Annotated in this window: 12 protein-coding genes and 1 pseudogene; 2 read left to right on the top strand and 11 right to left on the bottom strand. The window is 34.2% G+C overall.

Annotated elements, in window-relative coordinates:
- Positions 1–14: 14 nt before the first annotated feature.
- The 4 genes from BLV40_RS07415 to BLV40_RS07400 form a co-directional block, all read right to left on the bottom strand.
- A complete protein-coding gene (locus BLV40_RS07415) occupies positions 15–887 on the bottom strand; it encodes an aminoglycoside 6-adenylyltransferase (RefSeq protein WP_090688593.1) in 873 nt (290 codons plus the stop codon).
- Between the two features lie 161 nt (positions 888–1048).
- The gene (locus BLV40_RS07410; RefSeq protein ID WP_090688591.1) at positions 1049–1720 is read right to left on the bottom strand and encodes an O-methyltransferase; all 672 of its coding nucleotides are present in this window, start codon (positions 1718–1720) and stop codon (positions 1049–1051) included.
- A 104-nt stretch (positions 1721–1824) separates the two neighbouring features.
- Positions 1825–2544 carry a 3-ketoacyl-ACP reductase gene (locus tag BLV40_RS07405; RefSeq protein ID WP_139265501.1) on the bottom strand — a complete coding sequence of 240 codons (720 nt, stop codon included), beginning with the start codon at positions 2542–2544 and terminating at the stop codon, positions 1825–1827.
- A 244-nt stretch (positions 2545–2788) separates the two neighbouring features.
- Positions 2789–4549, bottom strand: a complete 1761-nt coding sequence (locus BLV40_RS07400) for an ABC transporter ATP-binding protein (RefSeq protein ID WP_090688587.1) — start codon at positions 4547–4549, stop codon at positions 2789–2791.
- Between the two features lie 287 nt (positions 4550–4836).
- Here BLV40_RS07400 and BLV40_RS07395 point away from each other — a divergent pair, with 287 nt between their 5' ends.
- Positions 4837–5595, top strand: a complete 759-nt coding sequence (locus tag BLV40_RS07395; protein ID WP_090688586.1) for an alpha/beta fold hydrolase — start codon at positions 4837–4839, stop codon at positions 5593–5595.
- A gap of 95 nt (positions 5596–5690) precedes the next feature.
- Here the strand turns inward: BLV40_RS07395 and entFM are convergent, their stop codons facing one another.
- Positions 5691–7013, bottom strand: a complete 1323-nt coding sequence (gene entFM / locus BLV40_RS07390) for an enterotoxin EntFM (RefSeq protein ID WP_090688584.1) — start codon at positions 7011–7013, stop codon at positions 5691–5693.
- Positions 7014–7444: 431 nt separating this feature from the next.
- Positions 7445–7582, bottom strand: a pseudogene (locus BLV40_RS29095) (TrmB family transcriptional regulator); the annotation flags it as partial.
- 214 nt (positions 7583–7796) lie between these two features.
- Between BLV40_RS29095 and BLV40_RS07380 the strand changes: the two are divergent.
- Positions 7797–7979 (top strand): hypothetical protein, encoded by a 183-nt coding sequence (locus BLV40_RS07380; protein ID WP_026591954.1) that lies wholly within the window; start codon positions 7797–7799, stop codon positions 7977–7979.
- A gap of 58 nt (positions 7980–8037) precedes the next feature.
- On the opposite strand, the gene BLV40_RS07375 is transcribed toward BLV40_RS07380, so the two are convergent.
- The 5 genes from BLV40_RS07375 to BLV40_RS07355 form a co-directional block, all read right to left on the bottom strand.
- The gene (locus BLV40_RS07375) at positions 8038–8637 is read right to left on the bottom strand and encodes a nitroreductase family protein (protein ID WP_026591955.1); all 600 of its coding nucleotides are present in this window, start codon (positions 8635–8637) and stop codon (positions 8038–8040) included.
- 249 nt (positions 8638–8886) lie between these two features.
- Entirely contained in the window at positions 8887–9870 is a 984-nt protein-coding gene (locus BLV40_RS07370) for a D-alanyl-D-alanine carboxypeptidase family protein (protein ID WP_090688582.1), read from the bottom strand.
- A 417-nt stretch (positions 9871–10287) separates the two neighbouring features.
- A complete protein-coding gene (locus tag BLV40_RS07365; protein WP_090688579.1) occupies positions 10288–10737 on the bottom strand; it encodes a DUF6376 family protein in 450 nt (149 codons plus the stop codon).
- Between the two features lie 457 nt (positions 10738–11194).
- Entirely contained in the window at positions 11195–11425 is a 231-nt protein-coding gene (locus BLV40_RS07360; RefSeq protein ID WP_026591958.1) for a hypothetical protein, read from the bottom strand.
- 556 nt (positions 11426–11981) lie between these two features.
- A complete protein-coding gene (locus tag BLV40_RS07355; RefSeq protein ID WP_090688577.1) occupies positions 11982–13274 on the bottom strand; it encodes a cytochrome P450 in 1293 nt (430 codons plus the stop codon).
- Positions 13275–13332 lie beyond the last annotated feature (58 nt).

The following is a 13332-nucleotide window of genomic DNA, read 5'->3' as shown; positions in this document are numbered from 1 at the left end:
CCTATCTAAAAAACTTAATAAATAGTTTTGCTATCTTGCGGTAAAGACTTCACATGCTTTAAATAACTTGTCACTCTATCATCATCACCCTGTGGATATTCGTAACCACAATAGCTAGCAATTCCGATTGCAATTTCCCTAAATAAATCTCCCATTACAAAGACGGAATTCCAAATCTTTTCATAGTCTGCATTTGAGAATGTATCCATATATTGTTTCCATATGTTATTCTCAAGATATTGTTCAAAAAACTTCCCAAACTTTCCTGCGCTTACTGTAAAATTTGTTTTCATCCCAATATGCCATTCTAGCATTTGTATCAGCATATTTCTCACGGGACCTTCAAGCATCCCTTTCACATAGGATAACTCTTCTCTCCACAATCCCTTTGCGACATTCGTGCTACACCACCAAAACTCATTACAGCAATCCGCAAATTCATTTTCACTTGGTCTTTTTATAAGATAATCTGAATCACTTGCTGGTGGAAACGGCTCAATACATCCATCTTTATCTAGAAGAAGTACACTTAGGCTATCTCTATCAAGAAGCTCATTTACTAATTCTACTGGAACTAAAGTCAAATCGATTCGGTTCCCGTCTATAAACTGCATCAAATAAGGAAATCTTCCATCCTCCGCGGGTGGAACTAAAGTGCTTTCTTCTGGCATTTGTACAATCATTCTTTCTCCAAATCTATTTATCCAGCTATGATCAGATATGAATGACTGTATATCTTTCACAACGTATACAATATCATAATCTTGAAAAAAATCTTTCTTCACATTTGGATTCACACGAGATCCATTCATAATAACTGCACGAATACGTCCATCTTCTCTCGCTGTATTTAATATGAAATCCATCATTTCTTTTTCGTTTCTCATCTTTTTATAACCTCCAAATTTTATTAATCCACTGTACTCTATTCAATTTGGAGGGGCACGAGAAGAATTCTCTGTCTTACATACACGTTATAACATATCAAACATTTTCTTCATTTTTTCTCCTCCTAATCTATAGATCTATAGCCACTATTTCAATTTTATCACTCTGTTACAAGTGCCATTAAAAACCCATCATATCCCTTACTCCCTACTGTTTGAATCGCTGTAGCAGTGACACGCGGTTCATTAGCAATTAATTCATAGAAACGACGTATTCCCCGCACACGTAGGTCATCACTAGAAGCATCAATTACTTCTCCTTCGCGCACTACATTATCGCCAATAATTAAACTGCCTGGCTTTGAGAGTTTAAGAGCCCAATCAAAATACACTGGATTATTTTGTTTATCCGCATCAATGAAAATAAGATCAAATGGCCCATAACCTTCAGTAGCTATTTGCTGTAACGAGTCTATTGCCATTCCTATTCGCACATGAGCTACATCACTCAATTTAGCTCTTTCAATATTAGCACGAGCAATTGCAGCGTACTTTTCACTTGCTTCAAGCGTAATAAGACGACCACCTGTTGGTAATGCCCTTGCAAGCCATATTGTACTATATCCACCCAAAGTACCAATTTCTAAAATATTACGAGCTCCTTGAATTTGTACAAGTAATTGCAAGAACTTTCCTTGAGTTGGTGAAACATCGTGCGCCGGCAACTCAGCTTCAGCATTCATTTGAAGTACCTCTTCCAGAATCGGATCAGTTGGCACAAGCAGGTCCGTAATGTAATCATCAACAGCCTTCCATTTATCAAAATGATACATGTCAACACCATCCCTTTCAAATTTATTATAAGTGAAAATTCAGAATAAAAAACAAATAAAAAAAGATTTAGCCCTAAGCTAAATCTTTTTTTATTTATAGCATCTTACGGATTAGTAGACCAAAGACCAGCAGATTTAATAAATGTACGTTTATTTAATTTAAGCTGCGCCACGATAAACTCTGCAATATCTTCTGCTTGCATAACTTTATCTGGATTACCGTCTGTTAATCCTAAGTCTACTGCCATATCTGTTGCAACTGTACTTGGTGTTAAAGCTGTTACACGAATATTGTGTTTGCGCACTTCCATCGCTAATGATTCTGTTAAACCAAGAACACCAAATTTAGAAGCACTGTATGCACTCGTTACTGGCGCACCTTTTTGTCCTGCTGTAGATGAGATATTAATGATGTCACCCGACTGTTGTTCAATCATACTTGGCAACGCTGCACGAGTTGCATAGTATACACCCATTAAGTTGACTTGTATAATTTTTTCCCAATCAGCAACATCTAGTTCTAAAAATTTTCCGAACTTAGAAATACCCGCATTATTAATTAAAATATCAATAGAACCTAATCCACTTTTTAATGTTGCAATAGCAGTCGTAACTTCTTCATATGAAGATACATCAGCAGTAGCAATAACAGCTTTCACTCCTTCAGCTTCCACTTCTTTCGCAACCGCTTTTAAGTTCTCTTCAGAGCGCGCTAAAAGACCAACATTTACGCCTTCTTTCGCTAAAGCAATTGCTACTGCACGACCAATCCCTCTTCCCGCTCCTGTAATTAATGCATTTTTCCCTTGTAATAATTCTGCCAAATATAACACTCCTCAATCATTCTATGTTATTTTTTATACTATGAATTCTATCTGCATCTAATCCGAAATGCAATTATGCACTTTGATGTGCGTAGGTTACTTAAAGGTAACCTATAAATAGAAGAGTGAATGACATTTTTATTTGCCTTCCACTCCTCTATTATCCTATCATTCATTATAATGAATAAGCTGTGAAGTTAAAGAAACTATCCACTGCTTCAAAATCCAATACTACAATCGCTTTTTATAGTGCTCCCTCTTTAATTTTCAGTTGCTGTGTTGCAAATTCCCGGTACATATCATGAGAACGTAACAATTCATCATGCGAACCACTTCCCGTAAGTTTCCCTTTCTCAATAAAAATAATTTTGTCTGCATCTACAACTGTAGAAAGTCTGTGTGCAATCACTAAAGTTGTTCTGCCCTTCATTAAATTATTTAAAGCTTTTTGAACAACAGATTCCGATTTACTATCAAGACTAGAAGTCGCTTCATCTAACATTAAGATTTGCGGATTTCGGAGTAATGCACGAGCAATCGCAATTCGTTGTCTTTGTCCCCCAGATAATTTCACACCACGTTCGCCAACTTCTGTATCGAACCCTTTCGGTAAATCATGAATAAATGCATCAACATAAGCCATCGCCGATACTCGTTCTATTTCCTCATCACTTATCTTTTCTTCAACTCCGTAACAAATGTTATCTCGAATCGTTCCACCAATTAATGGGCTATCCTGTGAAACATATCCAATTTGACGTCGCCACGATTGTAATGAATATGTTGAAATAGGGTTTTCATCTAATTTTATTACACCACTAGTTGGTTCATAGAAGCGTTCTAATAAAGAAAACAATGTCGTTTTCCCACTACCACTTGGGCCTACAATCGCAGTCACTTGTCCTGATTCAATTGTAAACTGAATATTTTGTAGTACTTTCTCACCTTCGTTATACTCAAAATCTACATTTTCAATCAAAATTGATTGTTTTGCATTTGTCACATTAGTGCCCTCTGTATGATTTTCAACCTCATACTCTAAAATTGTATTAATACGTTCTGTTGCACCAATTGCCTTTTGAAATTGTGTAAAGAACATAGATAGCTGACTCATTGGCATAACAATTTGCACTAAATATAAAATAAATGCCACAAGCTCTCCTGTTGTTAGCATCCCGCTAGAAACTCGCATTCCACCATATCCTACAATAATAACAAGTAGCGCCATTAAAACAAATGACATAATTGGTGTAATGAATGCTTCAACTTTTCCTTCTTTCAAACCAAATTGTAGTAACTTTTGAATTCCTTTGTTACCATTTTCATATTCTCTTGATTCCGTATTTGAAGATTTCACCAAACGGATTTCTGATAATACTTGATTTAAAACGCTTGTAAAAGAGGCTGTCTCATCTTGCAATATTTTAGAGATTTTATACATTTTTCTTCCAAGTGGAACTAAAATCAAAACAGATAACGGAATAACAGTTAACAATAGAACTGTCATTTTCCAGTCTAAAACAAACAATACAATTAATGATCCAACAATTGAAATACCACCCGTTAACAAATTGGACAAGTGCTCTGAAATTAATGTTTTTACTACACCTGTATCATTCGTCATGCGACTAATCGTATCACCAGTCTTATTTTGATCATAATAAGAAACTGGTAAAACAAGGACTTTTTTCCATAGTCTTGCTCTAATTCCAGCTACAATTTTTTGTCCAATGTAATTGAGCAAATAAATTGATAATCCTGCTGCGATTGTTTGAACAACGAAGAACGCGACTAAACTAACAATCTGAATTGTATTTATTGAAGAAATTGAAAAATTATCAACTAACCCTTTTGTAAGCATTGGAATAAACAAACTCGCCCCTGTTGAAAACAAACTCATTACTAATGCAAAAATAAGAATACCTTTCGGAGGATTTGTATCTTGAATAAGGCGTAGAAACTGCCTCCAACTCCCCTTTTCCTTCTCTTTATTTTGTGTTTCCATCTCTATTCATCTCCTTATTTCAAACTCAACGCTTATTTCTAAAATTAGAATAAGATATGAATGTAAACAATTAATCTGATTTTTGGTAATAAAACACATCAAACCTTATCTTTACAACAGATGTAATCATCTGATATTATTACCTGGTACTTAATATAAAATGAACACTCTATAGTCTACAAAAAACTATAGAATGATTACTCATATATAACTATGGAAAATATATATATTTTCATAGCATACACATCTATCTAATCTTCATTCATCGAAAGGGGTATACCTATACCGTGCAAGCAAAAAAGAATTCTGAAAAGAAAACCATTATATTCATTCACGGATTAGTCGGAAATCGTCGTGCCTTCAAAAAAGAATATAAACGATTTTCTCCTTCTTACAATATTATAACGTATGATTTACTAGGTCATGGTGAAGACAAAGGACAAGCAATAGACTTTTCTTTAGACAGACTAGTACAGCAATTATCAGACCTTTATGAAAAAGAAGGTATTCAAGAGGCTCATATTTGCGCCCTAAGCTATGGTTGTTATATCGCTACTATATTTGCTCACACGTATCCAGAGAAGGTATTAAGCCTTTGTCATATTGGTGGTCATTACAATAATCCATCCCTTTTGTATAACGTCTTTCGAAAGTTTTGGGACAAACGTGAAAATGAATATTCCACTTGGCTTTATCAATATGCAAATACAATTTTCCCAAGTGGTGTATTAAAAGCTAATCCTTTTGCTGTCATTTCAAAAAACATTTATTATCGCTTTGGATTGCAATTGCACTCATCTATTATTGCCCAATCACTCAAACACCGTCTAGAATTCGATTTAAAATCTCGACTAAGAGAACTATCACAACCTATTCTTTGGGTAATGGGAGAACACGATCATCTATATAAATCCTGTTTATTTGATTTAAAATCCATTCTTCCAAACGTTTTATATAAAGAAATTCCGTTAGCAGGTCACGCTGCAAACTTATTTCGTCCTAACTATTTTCACGATTTGTATTCTAAATTTTTACTTGATTCGTAAATACAATCATTAAAGTAAACATATAAAATAGAAAAAAAGCTTTCTAGTTTCCTAGAAAGCTTTTCCTTATGATATTTAAGAATAAGATTCTCTTATTACGCTTTTGTGTAACCTGCTAGATGTTTGCTCCAGTAAGGGTTATTTACTGAGCTAATTCTTACACCAGTTTTTTCAGTTTCTGCACTGATGAACTGACCATTTCCTAAGTAAATACCCATATGAGTCATACCACCAGAACCAGTAGTATTGCTAAAGTATACTAAATCACCTGGTTGTGGATTGCTAGTATGTTGCTTGCTACTCCAGTAGCCAGAAACAGTTTGACGTGCACCAGAATGGCCTGCTTGTTTTAATACATAGTAAATGTAACCACTGCAGTCAAAACCAGCAGGTGTTGTGCCTCCCCATTTATATGGTGAACCATTTAATGATTGTGCAATAGACACAATTGATGAGCCATTAGCAGATGGTGTTGTTGGTTTTTCTGTTTGCGGCTTTTCTGTTTGTGTATTTCCTTGCTCACCGCCAGTTGTTGGACGAGAAGGCGTAGTTACATTTGCTGTACCACCTTTTACAAACTTAACATGATCTGCACTAACATAACCTGTTTTTCCTTGGTGGTTAATTTTATACCAACCGTTTTCTCCACCAATAACTTGTAATGTTTGGCCTTGTAATACGCCACCAATTACAGCATTATATGTAGCTGGACCTGTACGTACACGTAACGCCCCAGTATCAACAACATATGAACCATCTTTTCGAATTGTCATTTCATTGTTGCTTGGTTGTTGCGTTTCTGTACCTACATTTGTAGTTGTACCGCCTTTTGATACAAAGTTTTTACTTACATAGCCAGTTTCGCCATTGTAGTTAATTTTGAACCAGTCTTGTACTTCACCGACAACTTGTACAGTTTGTCCTTTGCTTACAGTACCTAGAACTGTATGAGAAGCGCTAGGGCCTGTACGTACATTAAGTGAAGAAACTTTCACTGTATAGTTACCTGTTCCTTGTTGAACAGCAGTTCCTTTTTTCTCACCAGTTGTTACAAAATCACCGCTTACATAGCCTGTTTGACCATTTACGTTTACTTTAAACCAGCCATTTTCTTGACCGATTACTTGTAACACTTGACCTTCTTGTACTTTAGCAATAATATCATGTCCTGTACTAGCACCTGTACGTACATTCAATACATCAGCTGTCACTGTGTATTTTAGCTCAGAATTCACTTTTGGTGTTTCAGCTACTGTTGTTTGAGTTTGAGTTTGAGTTTGTGTTTGTGTTTGTGTTTGTGTTTTTCCATTGATTTCTTTTAATGCATCTTCTGATACTTGTGCATGAGCCGAATCCATTCCAGGAACTGCCATACCAGCTACAGACGCTGCTGCTAAACCTGCTATTACTTTCTTCATAAGTTGTATTTACTTCCTTTCCCTACTATCCTCTTTAAAAAAATACAAACTTAATACTTTACAATATTATAAAAGCAAAATATTCATCAAGTTCCATTTTTTAACAAGAGTTTTATTTTTCACACGTTAATCATTTTAAATGATTGACGTGAATTTTGTGTGAACTTCATGTGAACTTCATCTTCAAATACAGCTTCGCAATAATAAACTTCCTATTTATTATAAATCCAACCGAAATTTCCAGTAGTATTCTTTCTTCACATGCAGCACTAATAAAAGCATAATACCTCTGTGACGAATTTATTTTTCTACCGCTCTTTCAAAATAGCATTAACTATTTCCATACAAAGAAGTTCTTTCCATGAGCCACCTTCTTATCATTACAAAAATTTAAACATTTATCAACCATATATTATTCTAAAAAATGAAATTTATATAAAAAAGAATTTATCTCGCTCTGGAGCAATCCAAGAATCCATATTTTGATCACAATCTTTCACCAAACGATTGACTAATATATCGTGCCATATATAATTCTCTAATAAATCTATATGTACGGGATCATCTGAATTTTATTTATCATCGTAACGGTACTTCTCATTGAAAAAAATATAGGGGATTATTTAGGGATTTTATAAACCTTAAAATCTAAAATGGAATATTTAACCTGAAAATGATAAAATGAAGCTTTAACCAACCCTCACCAATCCGGTTCTTACTGCCCATTAATGCGGGATAAATTGACTACTGCATATTTAAATATTAGGAGGTTCATTTTTATCTATGGAGCACATTATTGATAATAGTTCAAAACATTATACCGAATTTCATTATGCACTCGTATACTTACTATCCTTACTAACATTCAAAAAAGTAGAACCCATTGAAAGAAAAAAGAATACATTAAAAATGGCTATAAAACAACAAAGACATGAATTAGCAAAAGAAAATCCTTATAAATTATAAAGATATTCTATAACAGGCACAGAAAAAGGATTATCAAAATTGATAATCCTTTGCTACTTTATTTATAAATTTTCACTCGAGTTTCTAACGGCTGAAATTCTTTTTCCCCTGCTGGTGCAACTGGTTTACCAAATGGCATTTGTGCAATCAGCTTCCAAGTGTCTGGAATATCCCATTCTTTTCTCACTTCTTCATCAATTAATGGATTATAATGTTGTAGCGTTGCACCAAATCCTTCAATTTCTAATGCTGTCCAAATCGCAAATTGCAGCATTCCTGATGATTGCTGGGACCAAGTCGGGAAATTTTCTTTATATAACGTAAACTTTTCTTGAAGTTCTTCTATTACTTTACTATCTTCAAAGTACAAAACTGTTCCATAACCACTTCTAAATGCATGCATTTTTTCTTCGGTTGGTGCAAAATTATTTTCTGGTACAATTTTTCGTAAGGTTTCTTTCGTAATATCCCATAGTTTGTCATGTTGCTCACCTAATAAAACAACAACCCTTGCACTTTGAGAATTAAAAGATGAAGGTGTATACTTTACGGCATGATTTACTACTTCTTGAATTTTTTCATCAGAAACAACTTGCTCTTTACTAATTGCATAAATGGATCTTCTGTCTTCAATTGCTGAATAAAAATCTTTTGCCATACTAATTCCCTCCAATTTTATTTTGAGGCTTACTAATATGTATAATGTTATATACACCTCTAACTTATCAATAATAAGTTTATAACTTTATAATATCAGCAAACAAAAACAAATTCAAACTTTCTCACTCATACTTCTTCATTTTGTGTTGTTAACACTTTTTATATTCCCCATTAAATAAAAAACAGCTTATTTCCCACTCAATTCGAGTTTCAAACAAGCTGTTTTCCTTCAAATTAGATTCCTCACTTACTTAACAATCTGGAAGCCATAAGACATTAGTTTATGCGTTTCTGTAAAACGTTTCATTTTACTTTCCGTACCCATAACAACTGTTATAATTCGTTTATCACCTTGTTTCGCAGTCCCTGTAAAACAATAACCTGCACTATCAGTGAATCCTGTTTTCAGCCCATCCATTCCTTCTATATAAAGTTCTTGGTTAGATGGATTCAACATTTCATTTGTACTTGTAACAGTCGTACTTTTAAATGCTAACTGACTTTGACGTAAATGTGTGACCTCTACTATCTCTGGATAATCTTTCACAAGATGATACGCTAACTTCGCTACATCAGCTACAGTCATCTTTGTTTCACTGCCGTCTGCTTCCTGTAGCCCAGAAGCATTTGCAAATTTAGTCGCTTCTGATAACTCCAATTGTTCGGCTGTTTTATTCATAAGTTGTGCAAACTCTTGCTCTGTCTTCGCTATATGTTCTGCTAAAGCCACCGCAGAATTATTTGCAGACTCAAGCATTAGTGCATGGTATAAATCTCTAACTGTCACTACATCCCCCGCTTGTACTGGAATTCTGGCACCTTCTGTTTGTGCTGATTTCGCACTTATTTTCACTTGATCATCCCAATGAATCTTTCCTTTATGTATATTTTCTAAAAGAATATAAGCTGTCATCATCTTTGACATGCTCGCTGGAGCAAGCACATCCTCTTCATGCTTTTTATACATAATTTGTCCATCATTTGCATCAATGATTATTGCTGCTTTTGCTTCTACTTCCGGGACATACTTTTGTGGGATTTCTTTTTCAGTTAGTCCTGTCTTTGGAAGCTCTGCTACCTGCAAAAGCGAACCATCTATCGCCGTCTTTTCTTTTGCTTTTGAAACATTCGTACCGCTCTTTTCTAATATACTTCCATGGAAAAAGAACCAACATATACCTAAAAGAACAACACATAGTATCGTTACTCTTCTCCACCCTAACCTTTTCATCACGAAAACTCCTTTTACTCAACCTATTATAATTTCAAATTTAACCATAACAACAATGGCTTTAAATCGTCAAGGGCAAACAGTAGATTAATAATCTACTATACATATTCTTTTAAGATTATTGGCTAAAGATATGTTACACTATAAAATATCCAATAATAAGAATTTTCAAATCTTATTCCCGCAATTTTTTCAATTGGACATAAAATGGTTGATACAATGATTCTACTTAACACTTTACAAAAAGGAGATACAATCGATATCTCCCCCATTCTTCACCAGCAACGTATACATCTCCCAAATAGTTTAATCGGCTAAAAGGTATCGTTTTTTCTAAATAATAAGTAAACGCCTTATTGTTATACCTTCAATTTAAAAAAGCCCATTTATACATAACGGACTTTTTTCAATCTATATTTACTGCCCTAAATTTTGAATCTTATCTTTCAAATCTTTAAGTTGTTGAACTGTCTGCATAAGTTCCGAGTTTTTGAATTGTTCTACATCTAATTTTCCTTCTTCTATCTTTTTCATAGTTGTATCAATTAATTCATTTAACTTTTCATTATATCCAACAATTTGCTGATGAATGTCCTTTGCTACATCAGGAGGTGTCAATTCATTAAAAGCTGGAATATCCTTTTGAATTTCTCTGAGTTTAGTTTCTAATTCTTTGCGAGCAGTACTATCATTGATTGCTTTTTCTACTAATCCCGGCGCTTCATTTGCAAACGTACTTACTTCATTCACATAGTCTGTTGCCTTTTGAGCGTAATCAATTGAATTCTTACCTTCTTCAATGACAGAACATCCCATTAAACCAATTGTAAATAAAAACACAAGTAATATAGGCTTTTTTAATTTCATATTTTACCTCCTAAATGAATACTAACCTATTGTTTCTTCTATACATCTATCAGATTTTACCGAATGAGTACCCCTACTTTAAACGTAGTTAAGTGGAGGATTATTCATAAACACATATTCCTTTCGTTATACTATCGTCTAAAAATGTTAGCTATTTTGTTTTCATTTTCCTTACCTCAAATTATATATTCTAGCAAAACTTTGCATTTTCCTTTTCTTAATCAATTTTGGAAAACATACGTGCTTTTCATGGTTAAAAAGAGGAAAAAGCACGAATACGAATCTTCACGTCATATCGTATAGAGACCCTACAAAACGTTGATCCCAATCATTTTTTATTTTCCCCTCATATATCACCTACAAATAAGTTATATATGTAACTTCATTTGTATATATACATACAAATACATCTAAAAAAGACATACTTAAGACTCACTCAAGTATGTCAATTCCTTTATCATGCCGTTTCCTCTCTTACATATCCTATAGCTGTTATAACTTCAGGTGCTATATGTACACTGATGATTTCCTCAATAATACTTGTGTATCCTTCTCCTATAGCCGCTCCATACTGTAAAGAAATTTCTTTCCTCTTATAAATTGACTGAGGTATAGTCAAAATGAATTTCCTAAGATTTCTTTCATCTACAGGTTCCATAAGTAACACTATTCCATCTTCTTCAAACATATACTCATCCTTTCACATACATTCCTACTATGGCTCAGTATTGCCTTTATCCGCTTTGTTCTAAACCCACTTATAAAGCGGATAATACTCTCTCCTTTCTAAACAGAATATTCTTTCGTTCATTTGAGTTAGGACAGCACCACAACACATCCCTTCGCTGCCTTTGCAAGGCAAGTTTCATTCCATCACCTCCAATAATTTAATGATTTTTACTAGCGTTCAAACTTACGGGAACAACAAAAAAGCCCTTAGAACGGCTTAAAGATAGCTCTTTAAGCGACTATCTAAAGACTCGAATCTGTATGTCTTATATAATTACAAATAAGAAAATTCAAATCATCCTTACTATATACCGTTTGATGAAGTCTATAGCAATATTTTAAATTTGCTACTATCCAATTTTCGTAAAATAACCATACCTATTCACAACCTTTTTTCAACTAACCTGCCCAATTTTCTTTTAAAACGCTCCTCCACAATCTGGCCCGATTATGGAACAAAAAGTAAAAGGGATGATACATATTAGTCATGTGTAATATGTATCATCCCTTAATTTTTATGAATTTTCACAATTTAGATCTTGATAACGTACGATATCCGCGGTTTGTCGGCAGGACTCCTTATAAACTTTCATTGGTAGATAAGTCAAGGACTGTCCCGTAGCAGAAGGAGTTAAGTTTTTTTCTAATTCAAACCCTTCTACTGATTCGATACTAGAAAATTTTTGTAAGAATGCCTCTAATGCAATTTTCATTTCTAATCGTGCAAGAGGTGCACCTAAACAAAAATGCGGACCACTTCCGAAAGTCAGGTGCTTTTTATTGTTTGAACGATGAATATCTATAGAGAAAGGATCACTATACATGTTTTCATCCATATTAGATGCACTCATCCAAGCAACGACTACATCACCTTGTTTTAACTCAACCCCTAATAGATTATTATCCTGTTTGACCGTACGATCTCTCCTTGAAATATGAAAACGATATCGAAGCATTTCTTCAACAGCTTTTGGGACTAACCCTATATCATTTCTTAGTGTTCCATATAATGACTTGTCATCATAAAGCAATGAATAGAATGTATTTGCTATTGCGTGACTAGTTGTTTCAAGACCTGCCCCTAAAAGTAACATAGTTGTCTGTACAATTTCATTATCCGTCAATTTTTCCCCATCTACTTCAGCTTGAATCAAATCCAAGATAATATCATCACAAAGGTTCGAACGTTTTTGAACTACAATAGGGTAAAGGTATTCAAAATATTCTTTCGCTGCCTTTTGTTTTTGTTGTTCAAGGTCTTCTAACCTTTCTTTGTCGTATGGGTGGAACAAAATATCAACCCATTCTTTAAACTGACCTTGACCTTGTGCAGGTACGCCGAATAAATCGGCAATTACTAGAGCAGGTAAAGGGGACGCCAAAGCTTCCACAATATTAATTGTAGTGTTTTCTTGTATATTTTCTACAAGCTCTGTTGCAATTTGTTGAATACGAGGTTCCCACTCTTTTAAACTGCGGGGAGTGAAAGCTGCTGCTAATAAGGAACGCACTTTTCGATGATCAGGAGGATCAAGGAACGTAATCATTGTTATAGGTGAAGTGCTTTCTTGCTTTTTATTATCGCCGACAAAAAGACCGCTTCTAGGCCCCTGACTTGAAAAGACTTCATAATTGGTTAACACCTGTTTAACATCTTCATACTTAAACACATTCCATGTATTCGTTTCTTCGTGAAAATAAACAGAATGATTGTGAAGCATTTCTTTATACCACTTTAAAGGAAAAAACTCTTCAGTACGTGTCTGGAAATTAAGGATTTCTGTAATTGCAATGACTTCTTTACTCACTGATATTCCTCCTTAAAAATAAAAATTGTATAAGTCACTCTATAAATAATCATATTTG

The organism is Bacillus sp. 166amftsu, assembly GCF_900107445.1.
In the GTDB taxonomy this organism is placed as follows: Bacteria; Bacillota; Bacilli; order Bacillales; family Bacillaceae_G; genus Bacillus_A; species Bacillus_A arachidis.
The sequence above is the reverse complement of the archived record's forward strand: the minus strand, read 5'-3'. Positions and strand labels throughout refer to the sequence as shown.